This is a genomic window from Sphingobacterium sp. G1-14, from assembly GCF_002196555.1.
Lineage (GTDB): Bacteria > Bacteroidota > Bacteroidia > Sphingobacteriales > Sphingobacteriaceae > Sphingobacterium > Sphingobacterium siyangense.
On sequence record NZ_CP021381.1, the window covers coordinates 3459160 to 3477219 of the forward strand.

Genomic DNA, 18060 nt, shown 5'->3' on the forward strand with positions numbered 1-18060 from the left:
TCATATGAAAAAATTGAACTATGCATTTGCAATTTTAGCCTTCAGTCTCGTATCGATTGTAGCATGCAATAACAGAGAAAAGAAAGAGAATATCCTCAAAGTCGGTGTTGTGTCCGGCCCAGAAAAGGAGCTTGCGGAGACGGCTAAGAAAGTTGCAAAAGAAAAGTTCAATCTTGATGTTGAGTTAGTGGCTTTCAACGACTATGTCGTACCTAATGAGGCCTTAAATCAGGGTGATATCGATGTAAACGTATTTCAGCATCAACCCTATCTACAGGAGCAATCCAAACAACGCGGTTTCACGAAATTAACCATTGTCGGAAACACGTTTGTATTCCCCATTGTTGCCTATTCAAAGAAAATAAAAACAATCACAGAGTTACAACCTGGTGCCGTTATTGCCATTCCAAATGACCCTACCAATGGAGGACGCTCTCTTTTGCTTCTCCAACGCGAGGGAATTATCGGTCTAAAAGAAAATGTAGGTATCCAACCTAAAGTAACAGATATTGTCAGCAACCCTAAACAGGTTAAGATCATAGAGATGGAGGCCCCACAGTTACCTCGCGTCCTAGATGATCCTCAAGTTACAATTGCTATCATCAACAATAGTTTCGCCTCTCAAGCTGGGTTGGATCCCGAAAAACAAGGCTTATTCACAGAAGATAAAGAATCGCCTTATGTCAATCTGATTGTTGCCCGCTCAGATAATAAAAACGATGAGAAGGTGCAGCAGTTTATCCAGGCGTATCAGTCACCGGAAGTAGAAGCGACAGCAAAAAAAGTCTTCAAAAATGGCGCTATTAAAGGCTGGTAAAATTTTAAACATTCAAGTGATGGAATCAGGTCAATTATGCCCTTGTGGCTCTGGCAATACCTATGGGGAATGCTGCCAGCAAATTCATCGTTTCCATGCCAAAGCAACCACAGCAGAGGCATTGATGCGCGCACGTTATAGCGCCTTTGTAGCACAACAGATCGATTTCCTATACGATACGTTTCATCCCTCAACACGACGGTTCCAAAATAAACAGGCAATCGGACAATGGGCGCGGGAGAATAAATGGATGCAACTCTCTATCCTTAAATCTACATTCCAAACTGTCGAGTTTGAAGCACATTACCTGGATCCACAGATGGAAGTTCAAATTCACCATGAAAAGTCTACGTTCAAAAAACAAGATGATTTATGGTACTACGTTGACGGACGTTGATATAACATATTTCGCTTGCAAGCTAGTGTAAAGGATACCATGCCGTCAACAACAGCTTGCAAGCAGCTTTTTCAAGACCACGACCTCCCATCTCCTCAAACGACTTACTCCAGACACCTCGCCCTCCATGTACGAAAATACAAACCGGACCATTTCCAGCAGACTTCGCAAAAAGTTTGACCCCATCCTGGGTTTCAATATAAACGGATGAATCACGATCGACAACAGTCGTCTTTGTTTGAGCAAATGCCATATTGATCGTAATCATTACACACAAAAAATAAAACATAGATCGTCTCATTTCCCTGTACGAATTTGGTTTAAAGTTCTATTTGGTTTAAAGAACGGTATTTACAGCGCTAAATATAATAAATAAGCGTAGCCAAATCATCAACGCGAGCTAAAGACAATAAAAAAGCAGTCTCAACGGAATGTCAAGACTGCTTTCTTCAACGAATATTCGTCAGTTATTTCTATTAGATCGCCTCTTCAGTATCTTCGCGGTAAGGAGCTTCTTCATCAAACTCGCCCTCCCATTTCGCAACAACAACGGTTGCCAAACAATTTCCGATTACATTGACAGAGGTACGCGCCATATCCATGAGTTCATCGATACCTAAAATTGCAGCAATGACAAATGTTGGTAAACCAAATTGATCCGCTGTCGCAATCAAAATAATTAATGAAGCCCTTGGTACAGCAGCAACACCTTTAGAGGTGATCATCAATGTAAATGCAATCATTAATTGATGTCCAAACGACAAATGGATACCAGCCGCCTGAGCGACAAAGATCGCAGCCAATGATAAATAAAGTGAAGTACCATCCAAGTTAAAACTATATCCTGTGGGAATTACAAACGAAACAATCTTACGTGGTACACCAAATTTCTCCATCGCACTCATTGCTTTCGGTAATGCCGCATCTGAACTTGTAGTCGCAAATGCAATCGAAACAGGTTCCTTAATCGCATTAATAAAACGTTTCACAGGTATTTTTAGATAAAGTGCCACCGGAAGAAGAACCAGACATAAAAAACACACCAAAGCAAAATACAGCGTCGCCAAAAGCATGAAAAGATTCTTTAGAATATCGACACCGAGATGCCCCACCGTGTAGGCCATAGCGGCACCAACTCCAATAGGCGCAAAGTACATAATCATGTTCGTAAACTTAAACATGGTTTCAGACATACTCTCGGTAAAATCAACCAGGGGTTTACGCTTTTTCTCATCTACCATTGCCAATCCAATCCCAAACAAAATTGAAAATACAACAATCTGTAAAACTTGATTATCGGCAACAGATTTGACGATATTTTCAGGGAACAAGTCGCGTATAAAAGAAGTAAACTTGTATACAGGATGTACATGGTCCGGAAGTGTTTTGAGGATATGCTCATCCATACTTTCTTTCGGTACAGGCAGTTCTTCATGTGGCATATGTGCAACATCAACGCCCACTCCTGCCCGAGTCAGGTTTATCGCACCTAAACCAATAAAAATAGCACATGTTGTTGCGCAAAAGAAATAAAGCATGGATTTCCATGCCATACGTCCCACCTGTTTCAAATCAGAATGGCCTGCAATTCCATAAACAAGCGTAGCAAAGAGAATTGGGCCCACAATCGTCTTGACTAACTTAATAAAACCTTTACTCAAAGGTTGCAGGGAAATCGCTAGATTTGGAAAATCCAACCCGACAAATATCCCCATAATCATACAGGTTAAAATCCAAGTGGTCAAATTTTTCTTAAAGAGCGCATTTACAACCAAAACGGTAGCAACTATCCAACGGACAGCCATTAGAAATTCATGCGAAAAGCCTACAACCTCAAATTCGTATAATACAGCAATGATACAAGCTAATGTAACTGTGATCAGGGTCATCAACCCTATTTTGGTTTTTAACATTTAAAAGATTTTAATGGTCAAAAAAACAAAAATAAAAAAATACTATGCTTTTGCAAATATTATTATTCCAAATAGCCGAGTTTCGCAACAAAATATCGATTTCGCCAAAATAGAAAGACACAAAAAAGGCAGGAAAATTTCTTATCCTGCCTTATATTTTAACGGAGTACTAAATTTATTCCGCGTGTAACCAAGCTTTTTTCGCTAATAGCTCATCGTTCGATTCACGTACATCTTCGTCATCCACACAACAATCCACAGGGCAAACCGCTGCACATTGAGGCTCATCGTGAAAACCTACACATTCTGTACATTTATCTGAAACAATATAATAGACTTCATTAGAGATTGCTTCTTGAGACTCGTTGGCATCTAGTGTAACACCATCGCCAAAATCGATAACCCCATCCAAAGCAGTCCCATCTGAGAATTTCCAAGTTACACCAGCATCGTATATTGCATTATTTGGGCATTCCGGTTCGCAAGCACCACAGTTAATGCATTCGTCTGTAATTTTAATCGCCATTTATAACCTCACAATTATGATAAATAAACTATTTTTGCATTATCAATATGAAACAAAGTCTGATTGAACAATAAGGCTAGTTGATTCACGTTGATTAATGTTAACAGCACAAATATAATACAAATTTGTGTATTCATCTTTTAAAATTTTAATATTTTGACAAAGCAACAACGAATAAATGCATTTGTAAAATTAGGCGAACAGCTGCAAAAGCGCCCTGAAGATTTGATTCAAATCATTCAATTCGCCCAACATAAAAACCCCTGGTATACCCCTCAAAATGTTGAACGCGCCATTCAAGCCATTGCTGCCAATTTGACAATAGAAAAACTGAATCACTGGTTGGCACCTTATCCAGATCTTCATTCAACGAAAATTGTAGGGTTAATTCTGGCCGGCAATATTCCATTGGTTGGCTTCCATGATATCCTATCGGTACTGATTAGCGGCTTTACAGCAAAAATCAAAGTCTCATCGGACGATGCAGGATTGACAAGCTATGTGCTCAACCTTCTTAAACAAATTGACCCATACTTTAATGATGCCTTTGAAATTGTTGACATTCTAAAAGATTTCGATCTGGTTATTGCAACAGGCTCTAACAATAGCTCCCGTTACTTTGATTACTATTTTGGCACCAAACCACATATTATTCGTCGCAATAGAAATAGTATTGCCGTTGTCGGTGGCCAAGAATCTCCTAACCAGTTGGAATCACTGGGACACGACATCTTTGATTATTTTGGGTTGGGCTGTCGCTCTGTATCAAAGCTATTTATTCCAAAAGATTACCCAATAGCACACTTCTTTGAAGGTATCGCTGCTTTTAACAGCATAACAGAGCATTTTAAATACAATAACAATTACGACTATAACAAATCCATCTATCTGATCAATGGCGACAAGCATTTTGACAATGGATTTTTATTGCTCAAAGAAGATGAGCGCACGGCTTCTCCCCTTGCTGTGGTTTATTACGAAACATACGAAACACTGGCTGAAGTTGAAAATAAGCTCAAACTAGCGCAAGAAAATATCCAATGTATTGTTTCAGAAATAGCATTAAATGTGCCGTCGCCGGTATTTCATTTTGGAGAAAGCCAATGCCCTGCTTTAGATGATTTTGCTGATGGCGTGAATACACTGGATTTTTTATTCGCAAACCAATAAGCTTCCTTTAAATTCATAGTAAATAAATTGCATTAAAAATACTAACTTTGAAATCATGTATATCATTAAAGTAAAAGGTGTCGCCAAAATCCCTGATTATGTTCAATTAAGAGATGATGCCTTCACCTTGCTGGCATATTTTAGAGTCGACCGCCCAGATAAATCACTCGATAAGATTGGATTAGGAGAAAAGGCAGAATATATCATGCAACTGGTTAAAGAAATGCCTTTTGGGCAAATTAAAAAATTAGAATTTTAGCTTCCATGATTGAAAATAAAGTAATTACATTAAAAAACGTTGATATCTTCCAACAAAAACATTTGGTATTGTCCAATGTCAATTTAAACATTGGTAAAGGAGAGTTTATTTATCTTATCGGCCAGTCCGGTAGTGGAAAAAGTAGTTTACTAAAAATCATTTACGGCGATTTATACATCGGCAATGGTGAGGGAATGATTGCGGGCTTTGATCTTAAGAAGCTGCACGAAAATGATGTTCCCTACCTGCGTAGAAAATTGGGTATTGTATTTCAGGATTTTCATCTTTTATCCGATAGAAGCATCGAGAAAAACCTCGAATTTGCACTGAAAGCAACAGGCTGGAAAGATAAGAAAATGATCGATAGCCGTATATTGGATGTACTGGAAAAAGTTGGGCTTCGTTCCAAACTTAAGAAAATGCCGCATGAACTTTCTGGCGGTGAACAACAGCGTATTGTAATTGCCCGCGCATTACTAAATAACCCCGAAATCATTCTGGCAGATGAGCCTACCGGTAACTTGGATCCTGCTACATCAGAAGAAATCGTCTTATTATTACGTGACATTGCCAATTCGGGAACAGCTATTTTAATGGCAACACACGATTATACCATTATCCGTAATATGCCATCCCGCATCATCAAAACCACCGATGGGGTATTACAGGACAATGTCAGTATCTAGACGGAAAACTGACATATAAAAAATGAGATTCCGACAAATTGTTAGGCTTTTTTAATAAAATCTGACAAGCTGTCGGAATTTTATTGTTTGGCAAAAACTTTGACAAACGAAGCATAGAGTAAATTTTTGAATCTAATTTTAGCATTGAAGATATGAATGAGCAAGATAATTATTACGATGAAGGTCAAGATCCAGTAGAAACAAATTCTTCTGAACAACAAGAACAGCCTGCTGATAATATAGCAGATGAACTGTCTACTGAAGAGAAATTGGCTGCAGAATTGGCAGAGGCAAAGGATAAATACATTCGTCTTTCTGCTGAATTTGACAATTATAGAAAACGTACAAGCAAAGAACGTGTTGAATTGATTCAATCAGCGGGAAAAGATGTCATTAGTAAGCTATTACCTACACTAGATGATTTTGACAGAGCATTAACAGCCATGGAAACTGCGACAGATGTTGAATCTGTAAAAACAGGAATGGATATTGTTAACAACAAATTCAGACAAACGTTGTCGCAATTGGGGTTAAAGGAAATGGAAGCTACAGGCCAAGCCTTCGATCCTGAATTACAAGAAGCTATCACGGCAATTCCTGCACCCACAGCAGAATTAAAGAATAAAGTAGTGGACGTGATCGAAAAGGGGTACTACTTAGGTGACAAAGTGATCCGTCACGCAAAGGTAGTTATAGGTCAATAATATTAAGACGATGTCAAAAAGAGATTATTACGATATACTTGGTGTCTCGCGATCAGCGGACGAGAAGGAGATTAAATCAGCATATCGCAAATTGGCGATAAAGTACCACCCGGATAAAAATCCTGGTGATCATGAAGCTGAGGAACAGTTTAAGGAAGCTGCTGAGGCATACGATATCTTGAGCAATCCACAAAAACGTCAACGTTATGACCAATTTGGCCATGCCGGTAATTCGGCAAGTGGTGGCTTTGGCGGTGGCGGCGGCATGAATATGGAAGACATATTCAGCCAATTTGGTGATATCTTTGGTGGAGGACATCCATTTGAAAGTTTCTTTGGCGGCGGTGGTGGCCAGCGTGGTGGCCGTCGGGTAGCTCGTGGAAGCAACTTACGCATAAAAGTTAAATTAACACTCGAAGAAATTGCCAAAGGCGTCGAGAAAAAGGTAAAGGTTAACAAACAAGTGGTCTGTCATTCTTGTGACGGATCTGGTGCTAAAGATAAATCTTCTTTCCATACCTGTAAAACCTGTGGGGGATCCGGATCAGTTAGAAGAGTAACAAATACCATCTTAGGACAAATGCAAACAACAAGCACTTGCCCTACTTGTAATGGTGAAGGCGTTGAAATTACAGCAAAATGTACAACTTGTAGAGGTGAAGGACTCGAACGCGGTGAGGAAACAATCGCAATCAATATTCCTGCAGGAGTAAGTGAAGGCATGCAACTTTCCATGAGTGGAAAAGGAAATGCTGCTCCGCGTGGTGGTGTACCAGGAGATTTAATTATCCTGATCGAAGAAGTACCACACGAAAGTTTAAAACGTGACGGACTAAATGTGATCTATGACCTATACATTAATTTCGTAGATGCGACCTTAGGCACAAGCGTTGAAGTCCCTACAATAGATGGAAAAGCGAAGATCAAAATTGAGCCCGGCACACAAGGTGGTAAAATTTTACGGTTAAAAGGAAAAGGTATTCCTGAAGTCAACTCTTATCACAAAGGGGACCAACTTGTATACGTTAATATATGGACACCAAAAGCCGTATCTAACGAAGAAAAAGAATTATTGAACAAACTGAAAGAATCGCCAAACTTTAAACCTCAACCAGGTAAAAGTGAAAAATCATTCTTCGAGCGAATCAAAGAATATTTCGATTAAAACCGGTCTTTCAAATACAAAAAAAAGCCATTTGTCCGCTGCTGACAAATGGCTTTTTTTTATCTTCTTACTTGAAATTGACAATTAAAAACAAAAAGTCAGCTTAATATCATTATTGTTAAATAGAAACGATAAAAATAAAAATACATCAAATTTTAATCAATTGAACCACTATAATTTACAATAATAACAAAACATCTAGACAATCCAGTGACAAAAAATCAAAATAAGATTTCGATATTTGACTAACAAATTTAAAAAGTCAGGAAGTAATTACTGGCAAATTAAAACAAACTATTAAATAAAAAAGACATGAAAAAAGTTTTACTAACATTGACTGCCATTGCAGGTTTAACAATAGCAGCACAAGCTCAAACTGAACAAGGAAAAATTATGGTTGGTGGTCAACTTGGCTTCGAAACATCAAAAGTGAAAGATACTGACCATAAAAATAATTCATTCTCAATCAACCCAACAGTTGGTTACTTTGTAAGTGACAACTTGGCAATTGGTACTGGAATTGGTTATAACTGGGGAAAAACTGAAACAAGTAAAGATAATAGTATTAAAAACGATGCTTTCCAGGTATCACCTTTCGCTAGAAAGTACTCTGCAAACGGCCCGGTAAGATTCTTTGCTCAATTATCAGTTCCAATGGCATGGGGTACAACTACAACTGAAGTAAATAACGTAGAGACAAAAAATAAATTCGAATCATATGGTGTGGAACTAGCTCCGGGTTTAGCTTACTTCCCGACAAGCAAAATCGGTATCGAATTAAAAGTCAGAGGTCTATACTACAACTACAATAAAGATAAAACGAATGACGTTGCAGTAAATACATTTGGTTTGAATGTTAACTCATTAGCGCCAACTTTAGGTGTACAATTCCACTTCTAGTCAATAAGGCGTTTGACAATAGAAAAGGCTATAATTACTTATAGCCTTTTTTTATATGTCCACCTTTATCAATTATACCGTTTAACAATCCGGAGTTTGTGTGTATAACGATTCTGTTCAGCATTAAAAATACCTTCCGTATCCATCCGATCAACACGGACTTTCGCTGAGGCGTGGATAATCGTATCGCGATCCAGCATAATTCCTACATGAGTAATCCTTCCTTCGGCATTGTCAAAAAAAGCCAAATCCCCTACCCGTATTTCCGAAACAAAATCCACAGTTTGCCCCATCTCTGCCTGCTGATAAGCATCACGAGGCAAGGAAAGATCAAAACAGCTATAAATCAATTGGGAGAAACCGGAACAATCGATTCCCCATTGTGAACGCCCACCCCATAGATAAGGGGTATTCTCATAACTGCGTGCTAATTGCATTACCTCGCTTTCAAACTGATTTTTGGATAGCGGATTGATACTACCTTGATAAGTTAATCTCAATGGAGATAAATTGACAGTATTCTCTGCATCTAGGTAAAGCTTGGTTCCATGACAGAGCTGAAATTTTGCGGTATCAGTAAACAGAATTCCCCCTTCCCTACCAACGATAATTGGTGTTCCGGTCAGATAATGTTGCATATCCAAGTCGTTTAGTTCCTGAAACTGCCAGTTTTGAATCCAGCCTAAATAGTCCGTTTCCAACAGACGTATTGATGTCCAATCGGCCTGTTCATCAAGGATCTCAAAAAGTTCCCCAAACAATACCTGAGAAACCATCTCACTACGGTGTGCCTGTTCTAAACGTAACGGAACGAGAGCTAGTGTACAAATACCATATTTCATGTGCTAAACAAAACAAAATCGTCAAAAATGTGATTATATATTATATGACGAAGATAAATTAATTATAGTAGAAATGGAGAATACAAATTCAAAATTCAAAAGGATACTCGTCGCTGTTGACGACGAACCATGCTCAGAAAAGGCTATACTATATGCCAAAGAAATGGCCGCGGTATTTGGAGCCTCCATAGCGCTTGTCACTGTTGTTCCCCCTACTTCTCCGGCCAGCTTTGGTGCGGACCCGCTATTAGGTCAGCAACCCATCATCGTTCCAGAAGTATCGGAAATGGAACAGGATAATGCACAAAAATATCTTGAGAAAATGAGCCGCGAATTTACAGGCGCAGGCGAAGTATATCTTTTTAATCGAATCGGATCCATTAAAGAAGAAATTCTGGCGGCATCCCATGAGTGGTCTGCAGATCTTATTATTATGGGGACCAATGGACGGACGGGCTTTGATCACTTTATTTCCGGCTCTGTATCCGAATCAGTCATTCGTAAATCTACCTGCCCTGTACTCGTTGTTCCAAGTAAATGTGACTGATATTAAACGGTCCATATGTATAAAAAAAGGCTATTTTTTCATTGGAAAAAATAGCCTTTTTGCTTGTATTATATATATAAATTACTTTTTAATCAATCTCGCCACAAACATACTATCCGCTTTCTCTTCATAACCTTTCAAATAGTCCATACGTTCTATTTCAAAACCAAAATTATCTACAATGTAATTGACAACATCTTCGTTTTCTGCTTTAAAAATAGAGCAGGTTATATAAATCAAAGGCTTGCCCGCTTTAACATGCCCCACCACATTACTTGCAATATTCTTTTGTAGTGCATTGAATTCGGCAATCTTAGCGGCCCGAAACTGTCTAACCATTTCTGGTGTGCGCCCCCAAGTCCCCGATCCAGTACAAGGCGCATCCAATAACACCCCGTCAAATCGTTCGCTCCCAAGAATTGCGAAGCTATCCTTGGTAAGATCGAGTATTTTTTTTCGGTAATGCTTTATTCTGGCACGGTCAAAACGTTCATCGAGATTTCGGAGAATACTCATGCGAACATCAGAAACCAAAAGATTAACAGATGGACAAGCATCCATCAACAAGAGCGATTTCCCACCCGAAGCCGCACATGCATCCCACCAGGATTCTCTTTCAGCGGGTTCCATATAATCCAAAGTGCGCTGCGAAGACAGATCCTGCACTTCTATGATCCCATCCAAGACATCAAATCGCTGCAAGGATGTTCCATTATTCAAGGCGATAGTCTGATCGCCAATCATGGAATAAGGAATCTGATTGTTATCCAAAATAGCGCACACGACCTTTGTCTTCCCGCGTTTCACCCGAATATATAAGTTGGGCTGGATCAACTGGCTCTCTAAAAATTGCACCAAGTCAACCTCTTCAGAAATATAATCCGCAAAAGGAAAGAGGTCATTAAGTTTAAAAATACCCTCAGACGCTAGAAATGCAATTTTGTCTTTCAGCGGCAGATGGAGTTTATCGCTATAGGAAGGCTCAAAAAGGGCCACCAAGGGACTTTCCTGTTCACATAGAAATTCCGCAAGCACCAATCTACGCTGTTGCGACAACTGCGAAGCCGCCATTCCCAAACGAAAATAATTATAACATAAACGGGAGGTAGACTTCCGGTCGGAAGATCCCATTTGCTTGTTCAACTTAAAAAAAGTAGTCAAATAACGCGAAAATGGTTGATCAGCTTCAAAACCATCCATTGCCCGCTCAAAATTACGTATTTGCTGATGAACACGTCTTTCACTGAATTCAGCCATTCAAAGATTATTTTCTTTCAAATTTTTTGTTGTGATAAACCATTATACCCAAAGCTCTATTAGCATAGCCCCATTTTGGATAAAACTCAAATTTGTAATCGCTATTCAATCCCGAAAACTTATCTTGCGTCATTCGGCTAACATAATCCACGCCATATTTATGAATCAATCGACCGAAATACAATGCCGCATCATAACCTTTATAAGAAAACTCAGACGGGTCTACTTTATAAGCCGATTTATAATTTCCAATAAATTTCCGGGTATCACTATCACCCTCATTCACCAAGTTGGAAGAGGTAATAGTAAGTCCATAGAAATCCATATTTTCGAAATTCTCAAACGAAAGCTTAGCCATATTTGGATGTCCATACAACTTAAACTGGTTACCTGGATTCAAAAAGCGTTCGTCCATAGCATCCAAAAGCCCCTTTACCAAATTCTTATTGGCCGTACCAGAAATGACATGATTAGTTCCAGTCAACACAAGGCTATTGTTGAGCTCGTTGACGCTCATAACAGTTTTTACTTTTGCCTGTGCATTAGCCTTTGAAATTTCGCTAACAAAATTGACTAGAAACTGTTTGCTTTCATCGTCACCGGCATCGTATACCAGAATCTGATCACCCGTATAATACTGATCAGCAACATATTTTGCTAATGTTTCCGAGTGTGTACGAATAGATGGTGTGATGGAAACCAAATTAGGTAAGCTAAATTCAGAAGCCATAGTCGCCGCCAACGGAGAAACTTGTAACACATTCTTATTTGCAAATGTTTGCCCAAAGCTTTTTATCTCACGCGGATATACCGGACCGACCACAAGTACGGCATCTTTGACATTCGCCGAAGTCCCTAAAGTCGCATTGTAGGCAACATTGTCTCGAGAATCAATTACCTGTAGATCAAATAAAGCACCCTCTTTGGCAATTTTGTCAAGGCCCAATTGAAATCCCTGATAAAAATCAAGTGCCAAGGAAGAACGTTCCACATCTTCTTTTGTAATCGTCCCCGCAATACCACTTAACTCGAATGGTAATAGCAAGGCGATGCGATTATTTTTCACAGCATGGCCGTTGACATCCTGGATATCCCCCACTTTGGCAACGATCTTATCTTTGTCAACTGCCGGTTTAGTCACAGCAGTTTGCTGTTCGCCTTGACCAGAGGAAGGCGAACGCAATACTGTGCTTTTTTTCGTTGTGCAGCTTGCAAGACATAATGCTACAAGTGCCGCAACCCATATTTTATTCCCACTCAATTGTAGCGGGCGGTTTTGAACTGATATCATATACAACTCTGTTTATTCCTTTCACATGGTTGATAATTTCATTTGAAATTTTTGCCAACAGGTCATATGGTAAATGTATCCAATCCGCAGTCATTCCATCAAGAGAACCAACTGCACGTAAGCTAACAACATGCTCGTAAGTACGCTCGTCACCCATTACGCCTACAGAACGCACTGGCAAGAAAATTGTACCAGCTTGCCATACTTTATCGTACCAGCCAGCTTCCTTCAGATTATTGATAAAGATCGCATCAGCCTCTTGTACAATACGTACACGCTCAGGTGTAATATCACCTAAAATACGAATTGCCAAACCTGGTCCAGGGAAGGGATGTCTGCCTAAAATTGCCTGATCCACTTCTAAAGCTTTTCCTACTCTTCTTACTTCATCTTTAAACAACGTTTTAAGTGGTTCTACGACTTTCAATTTCATGAAATCAGGTAAACCACCAACGTTATGGTGCGATTTGATTGTTGCTGAAGGTCCTTTCACTGAAACCGACTCGATAATATCTGGGTAAATTGTTCCTTGTCCCAACCATTTCGCTTCAATTCCTTCAGGTAATTCCTTTTGGATTTCTTTTGCAGCTTCATCAAAAACATCAATAAATGAATTACCAATGATTTTACGTTTCTCTTCTGGTTCAGAAACCCCAGCTAATCTACCATAAAATAAATCCTTGGCATTTATTCCTTTAATATTTAACCCCATATTTTTGTAAGAATCCAATACCTGCTCGTATTCATCTTTACGAAGCAGACCATGATCTACGAAAATACAATGTAAATTTTTTCCGATTGCTTGGTGCAACAATACTGCTGCTACTGTTGAATCTACTCCTCCTGACAAAGCCATGATAACGTGATCGTCACCCAATTGCGCTTTCAAAGAGGATACTGTTGTTTCAACAAATGCGTCTGGTGTCCAATCCTGTGCACAACCACAAATGTCTACAACGAAGTTTTTCAATAAGATAGCCCCATCAGTACTATGTGTTACTTCCGGGTGGAATTGTATACCATAGGTACGGGTGCCTTTTACTTGATAAGCAGCAACGCGAACTTTATCCGTACTTGCTATAATATCAAAATTTGCAGGAACTTCTTTGATAGTGTCTCCATGAGACATCCATACCTGCGATTGAGTTGGTACTCCTGCCAATAATTCATTCTCACTATTGACAAACTGCAGATTTGCACGACCATATTCGCGGATTTCAGAAGGTAACACTTCACCACCTGATTTTTGAGCAATGTATTGTGCTCCGTAACAAACTCCTAAAAGTGGGAAACGATCCTGAATAGCGACAAAATCAATTTGCGGTGCATCTTCTTGTCTAACAGAATAAGGACTTCCTGAAAAGATAACACCTTTTACGGAGTCATCAAAATCTGGCAATTTATTGAACGGGTGTATCTCACAATACACATTTAGTTCTCTGACACGTCTAGCGATCAACTGTGTGTACTGAGACCCGAAGTCTAGAATTATAATTTTTTCTGGCATGCTGCAAAGGTAAGTATTACGAATGAATTATTAAATGTCAAATCAGGAAATAATGCCTGCTTTTAACAGTTCTACTTCCATTTCTTTCTGTAGAATTAGGGCTTCCTCTCGTGCTCTTTCAGCGAAATCACGTCCTTTTGAAGCATAGATAATTCCTCTTGTGCTGTTTACTAAAAGCCCACAATCTTTGTTCATACCAAATTTACAAACATCTTCAAGCGAACCTCCTTGCGCCCCCACTCCTGGAACCAATAAAAAATGGTATGGTGCATGTTCCCTAATTTTGATAAAGCCCTCTCCGCGTGTTGCTCCGACAACATACATCAAATTGTCAGGTGTCCCCCAGGTATTGACTTTATCGATCACCTGTTCGAACAATTGCAGCCCTTCTTTGTTTTCAAAATTTTGAAAGTCCAAGCTACCCTCATTCGATGTCAAAGCAAGTACGATTGCCCATTTATCATTAAAATCCAAAAATGGAGTCACCGAGTCCTTCCCCATATAAGGTGCGATTGTAATACTATCAAAGCCAAGACCAGACGTCTTTTCATCAAAAAATGCCATCGCATAACGTCCCGACGTATTGCCAATATCCCCCCTTTTTGCGTCAGCAATACTGAAACAATCCTTTGGTAACGCAGCCCAGGTTTTTTGAAGCGATTGCCAGCCTTTGATTCCATAACATTCATAAAACGCAATATTGGGCTTATAGGCAACACACAAATCAGCCGTTGCATCTATGATAGCCTTATTGAAGCTATAGATCGGATCCTCATCATCCAAGAGATGCTCCGGGATTTTCGTGAGGTCTGTGTCTAATCCGACACATAAAAATGAGCGTTTCGCTTTTATTTGATGAATAAGTTCTGCTCTTGTCATGCTATATTTAGAGATCTTAAAATTATTTATTGATTAAATCTTGAATAAATTTACCTACATCAGGGCTTGAATAATCCGCCATACCTTCATGCCGTGTCGCTACATTACCCGCTTTGTCCAATATCACCGTTGAAGGAATTGAACCCGAGAGCCACTCTTTTGGAATATCACTATTTGGAAAACTAATCGGCAAAGTCAGCTGCTGTTCCTTCATAAAAGCCTCTGCTTTTGCTTTCCTGCCTTCTATCTCCACAATCAAAAACACCATATTTGCGTTATCTTTATAGCGATCATAGAGTACATTGATCGAAGGCATTTCTGCGCGACAAGGTGCACACCACGTTGCCCAAAAATTAATAAACACCACTTTTCCCTTCAGATCCGCCACCTTGACTGTTTCTCCCAGCGAATTGACAAAGGAGACATGACTGAATGCGCCCCCTGGAGCCACCCTATCGGAATCTTTAGAAGCTGAATTAAGCTCCAGTTTAGGTTTGAAAAAACCCATTTTCATTAAAAATTGCTGAAAATAACTTCTACTTGTTGGCCAGATCAACAAACCGATGAGCAGTACAAATACAACGTTTCCGATTATCTTTTTTGTCTTCGGACTCATAGGTAATCCCGCTATTAAGAATCAAACTTATCCAACAGCTTCAACAAGGTCGCAAAATCCTTTGGATAAGGTGCCTCAAAAGCCATCTTAACTCCGTTCAACTCAAATTCAACATGTTTTGAATGTAGTGCAAAACGCTTCATAATGGGTTGTTCCTCTTCATCTTTGGATAATGTATATCCCCTTTTCTTGATTTGGGACAAATACACAGGTTTACCGCGATACATGTCATCCCCCACAATAGCGGCATGTTGTGTCGCTAGGTGAATACGGATTTGGTGCATGCGTCCTGTAATGGGTTTACATTCCACTAAGGTATAGTTCTTGTAGTATTTGATCGAATTAAAGATGGTCTCTGCCGGTTTGCCGTTTGCACGATCAATAGATACATTTTTATTGCCTTGGTTCAAGATGGGCAAATCGACAAGCAAATCCTGAAAAGTATGTGTACCACCTATGATTGCATGATAAATCTTATTCACTTTTCTTTTTTCAAATGCAATGGAAATTGTACGGTATGTTTCTGGATTTTTTGCAATTAATAAAATACCCGAGGTCTCTTTATCCAGGCGGTGGCATACCTGTGCATCAGGATGATATTTCTTCGCCAAGCGAAGAATATTGACCTCCCCACCCTCACGTTCATCTAAAGAAGCGACAAACGGCGGTTTATTGATAACAATCAAATTTTCATCCTCATGGATGATTAATTCTGAAAATTTGGGAAATTTAAATAGACGATTCTCATTTTGTATCATTTTGCAAAAATACAAAACACAAGGCAGAATATTGGTCAATGTATGATAAAAAGCTTACTTTTGAACACACAATATAAGTTAAGATGTCTGTAAACAAAGAAATGAAACGAGTAAGCACAGCAATGCTGCAAGCCATGAAAGAACGTCAGGAAAAGATTTCTATGCTTACAAGCTATGATTACTCCATGGCCAAAATGGTAGATCAAGCTGGTGTTGACGTTATTTTGATTGGAGATTCCGCTGCCAACGTATTTGCTGGCTACGAAACAACCTTGCCTATCACCCTAGATAATATGATCTACCATGCCGCTGCCGTTGCTCGGGGTACCGAGCGTGCCATGGTATTAGCAGATTTGCCATTTGGATCTTATCAGGGCTCTGCCAATGAAGCTTACAATGCAGCTGTACGCATGATGAAAGAATCAGGTGCGCACGCATTAAAACTCGAGGGAGGACTTGAAATCATCGAAAACATCAAAAAAATCATTGCCGGAGGAATCCCTGTATGTGGACACCTGGGCTTGACTCCCCAATCCATCAATAAATTTGGAAATTTTGGTGTGCGGGCAAAAGAAGAGCAAGAAGCCGCTAAATTAATAGAAGATGCACTCGCTTTGCAGGAGGCGGGCTGTTTTGCAATTGTTCTGGAAAAGATACCGGCAAAATTAGCTAAAACAGTAACCGAAAAACTAGCGATTCCAACAGTTGGTATTGGGGCTGGGCCGGATTGCGACGGACAAGTCCTTGTGATTAACGACATGCTTGGAATGAATGCCGATTTCAAACCAAAATTTATGCGTCATTTCGCTAATTTGCACGAACAAATCACAACAGCAGTAGCAAATTATGTGGCCGAAGTAAAAGCAGTACAATACCCGAACGAAGACGAACAATACTAGAAGAAAAATATGCGGTTTTTGATCATTGGGCTTATTGTTCTTATTGCTTATCTGATGATACGCAAAAAATTCAATCTATTTGGGTTTACCGAGGATATGTCCAGAAATTTAAAATCAGGTTTTCAGTTGATTGAAGCTTCATCTCCAGTCATCCAGGCAAATCTAAAGAAGAGTGTTTCCAATGCCGTTATGGGGATTATCCTCATTTTGATCACCGTGTTGCTGTTCATGAAGATAAAAATTGTCCTGTTCCTGCTTCCGATTGCCTTTTTCTTGTTGGGCTATCTCTTTCTGTTCAACAACCACTTTAGTAAGCTCAAAAGCCAACAAATATGGTACAATGCCAAAACCAATGAGGTTTTTATTGAACAGCTAAAAGGAGAAAATTATGCTTTTAACATTTTTAAGGACATAGAAGCCGTTCAGAAAATCGAATCAATTCAAACGACCAAAGGGTTATTATACGGCTACTACCGTATCAAGTTAAAGAACAAAATATTGGAAATCCCCTATTTAGTCGCTGAAAACAGGCTCGTCAATAATTTATTTTTCGACACGATTAACCAAAACTTCAATGTAGCTATTCAAAAACGTATTTTTCCAATTATTTAAAAATGAACAGGTTGAACATCCGAAAAGAAAGTGTTATATTTAGGTAATCAATATAATTTGTTAAAACCAAAATATTTTACACTATGGGAAAAGGTGATATCAAGACCAGAAGAGGAAAAATATCAAATGGTTCTTTTGGAAAAAGAAGACCACATGTATCGAAAGCTGCCATCAAGCCAAAAGTAAAAAATGGGGCTTCAAAAGAAGTGGAACAAAAAGCAAAATCAAAAAAATAGTAGTCAATAAAGCTAGAAACTTATTTCTGGCTTTTTTTATTTCCAATCGTTCCCAATACGCCCATTTCGATGTCCATTT

General features: G+C 39.2%; 22 protein-coding genes. 12 read left to right on the forward strand and 10 right to left on the reverse strand.

Annotated elements, in window-relative coordinates; all coding sequences use genetic code 11:
• Positions 1-4: 4 nt before the first annotated feature.
• A complete protein-coding gene (metQ, locus tag CBM24_RS14630; RefSeq protein WP_088161762.1) occupies positions 5-817 on the forward strand; it encodes a methionine ABC transporter substrate-binding lipoprotein MetQ in 813 nt (270 codons plus the stop codon).
• Positions 795-1214, forward strand: coding sequence for a YchJ family protein (locus tag CBM24_RS14635; RefSeq protein WP_232475541.1), 420 nt, complete (start codon positions 795-797; stop codon positions 1212-1214). Before metQ ends, CBM24_RS14635 begins: the two co-directional genes overlap by 23 nt.
• A gap of 22 nt (positions 1215-1236) precedes the next feature.
• Here the strand turns inward: CBM24_RS14635 and CBM24_RS14640 are convergent, their stop codons facing one another.
• The 3 genes from CBM24_RS14640 to CBM24_RS14650 form a co-directional block, all read right to left on the reverse strand.
• The gene (locus CBM24_RS14640) at positions 1237-1515 is read right to left on the reverse strand and encodes a hypothetical protein (protein WP_157698465.1); all 279 of its coding nucleotides are present in this window, start codon (positions 1513-1515) and stop codon (positions 1237-1239) included.
• 175 nt (positions 1516-1690) lie between these two features.
• Positions 1691-3127 (reverse strand): dicarboxylate/amino acid:cation symporter, encoded by a 1437-nt coding sequence (locus CBM24_RS14645; protein WP_088161764.1) that lies wholly within the window; start codon positions 3125-3127, stop codon positions 1691-1693.
• Between the two features lie 175 nt (positions 3128-3302).
• A complete protein-coding gene (locus tag CBM24_RS14650; protein WP_046672889.1) occupies positions 3303-3653 on the reverse strand; it encodes a 4Fe-4S dicluster domain-containing protein in 351 nt (116 codons plus the stop codon).
• Between the two features lie 156 nt (positions 3654-3809).
• Between CBM24_RS14650 and CBM24_RS14655 the strand changes: the two genes are divergently transcribed.
• From CBM24_RS14655 to CBM24_RS14680, 6 genes are all read left to right on the forward strand, one after another.
• Complete coding sequence (locus CBM24_RS14655) at positions 3810-4823, forward strand: acyl-CoA reductase (protein WP_075992869.1); 1014 nt, start codon at positions 3810-3812, stop codon at positions 4821-4823.
• Between the two features lie 55 nt (positions 4824-4878).
• Positions 4879-5082, forward strand: coding sequence for a fructose-6-phosphate aldolase (locus CBM24_RS14660; RefSeq protein ID WP_070561119.1), 204 nt, complete (start codon positions 4879-4881; stop codon positions 5080-5082).
• A 5-nt stretch (positions 5083-5087) separates the two neighbouring features.
• Positions 5088-5768: a cell division ATP-binding protein FtsE gene (locus CBM24_RS14665; protein WP_070561120.1), complete on the forward strand. Its 681-nt coding sequence runs from the start codon at positions 5088-5090 to the stop codon at positions 5766-5768.
• A gap of 152 nt (positions 5769-5920) precedes the next feature.
• On the forward strand, positions 5921-6472 hold the full coding sequence (locus CBM24_RS14670) for a nucleotide exchange factor GrpE (protein ID WP_075992870.1): 552 nt from the start codon (positions 5921-5923) through the stop codon (positions 6470-6472).
• Between the two features lie 10 nt (positions 6473-6482).
• A complete protein-coding gene (dnaJ, locus tag CBM24_RS14675; RefSeq protein ID WP_046672894.1) occupies positions 6483-7637 on the forward strand; it encodes a molecular chaperone DnaJ in 1155 nt (384 codons plus the stop codon).
• Positions 7638-7949: 312 nt separating this feature from the next.
• Positions 7950-8537, forward strand: coding sequence for a porin family protein (locus tag CBM24_RS14680; RefSeq protein WP_075992871.1), 588 nt, complete (start codon positions 7950-7952; stop codon positions 8535-8537).
• 68 nt (positions 8538-8605) lie between these two features.
• Here CBM24_RS14680 and CBM24_RS14685 read toward each other — a convergent pair whose 3' ends face one another.
• A complete protein-coding gene (locus CBM24_RS14685; protein ID WP_088161765.1) occupies positions 8606-9379 on the reverse strand; it encodes a C40 family peptidase in 774 nt (257 codons plus the stop codon).
• Between the two features lie 73 nt (positions 9380-9452).
• Here CBM24_RS14685 and CBM24_RS14690 point away from each other — a divergent pair, with 73 nt between their 5' ends.
• The gene (locus tag CBM24_RS14690; protein ID WP_075992873.1) at positions 9453-9926 is read left to right on the forward strand and encodes a universal stress protein; all 474 of its coding nucleotides are present in this window, start codon (positions 9453-9455) and stop codon (positions 9924-9926) included.
• Positions 9927-10007: 81 nt separating this feature from the next.
• Here the strand turns inward: CBM24_RS14690 and CBM24_RS14695 are convergent, their stop codons facing one another.
• The 6 genes from CBM24_RS14695 to CBM24_RS14720 are packed head-to-tail and all read right to left on the reverse strand — an operon-like array spanning position 10008 to position 16234.
• Positions 10008-11183 (reverse strand): RNA methyltransferase, encoded by a 1176-nt coding sequence (locus CBM24_RS14695; protein ID WP_088161766.1) that lies wholly within the window; start codon positions 11181-11183, stop codon positions 10008-10010.
• A 7-nt stretch (positions 11184-11190) separates the two neighbouring features.
• Positions 11191-12474 (reverse strand): ABC transporter substrate-binding protein, encoded by a 1284-nt coding sequence (locus CBM24_RS14700; RefSeq protein WP_083663650.1) that lies wholly within the window; start codon positions 12472-12474, stop codon positions 11191-11193.
• Positions 12431-13981: a glutamine-hydrolyzing GMP synthase gene (guaA, locus tag CBM24_RS14705; protein WP_075992875.1), complete on the reverse strand. Its 1551-nt coding sequence runs from the start codon at positions 13979-13981 to the stop codon at positions 12431-12433. The genes CBM24_RS14700 and guaA overlap by 44 nt, the downstream gene beginning before the upstream one ends.
• Positions 13982-14023: 42 nt before the next feature.
• Complete coding sequence (gene pyrF / locus CBM24_RS14710) at positions 14024-14860, reverse strand: orotidine-5'-phosphate decarboxylase (protein WP_088161767.1); 837 nt, start codon at positions 14858-14860, stop codon at positions 14024-14026.
• 22 nt (positions 14861-14882) lie between these two features.
• Positions 14883-15476 (reverse strand): TlpA family protein disulfide reductase, encoded by a 594-nt coding sequence (locus CBM24_RS14715; protein ID WP_088161768.1) that lies wholly within the window; start codon positions 15474-15476, stop codon positions 14883-14885.
• A 14-nt stretch (positions 15477-15490) separates the two neighbouring features.
• Positions 15491-16234: an RluA family pseudouridine synthase gene (locus CBM24_RS14720; RefSeq protein WP_088161769.1), complete on the reverse strand. Its 744-nt coding sequence runs from the start codon at positions 16232-16234 to the stop codon at positions 15491-15493.
• A gap of 83 nt (positions 16235-16317) precedes the next feature.
• Between CBM24_RS14720 and panB the strand changes: the two genes are divergently transcribed.
• From panB to CBM24_RS14735, 3 genes are all read left to right on the forward strand, one after another.
• A complete protein-coding gene (panB, locus tag CBM24_RS14725) occupies positions 16318-17133 on the forward strand; it encodes a 3-methyl-2-oxobutanoate hydroxymethyltransferase (protein ID WP_088161770.1) in 816 nt (271 codons plus the stop codon).
• 9 nt (positions 17134-17142) lie between these two features.
• Entirely contained in the window at positions 17143-17745 is a 603-nt protein-coding gene (locus CBM24_RS14730) for a hypothetical protein (protein ID WP_157698466.1), read from the forward strand.
• An 83-nt stretch (positions 17746-17828) separates the two neighbouring features.
• Positions 17829-17981 carry a 30S ribosomal protein THX gene (locus CBM24_RS14735; protein ID WP_075992880.1) on the forward strand — a complete coding sequence of 51 codons (153 nt, stop codon included), beginning with the start codon at positions 17829-17831 and terminating at the stop codon, positions 17979-17981.
• Positions 17982-18060 lie beyond the last annotated feature (79 nt).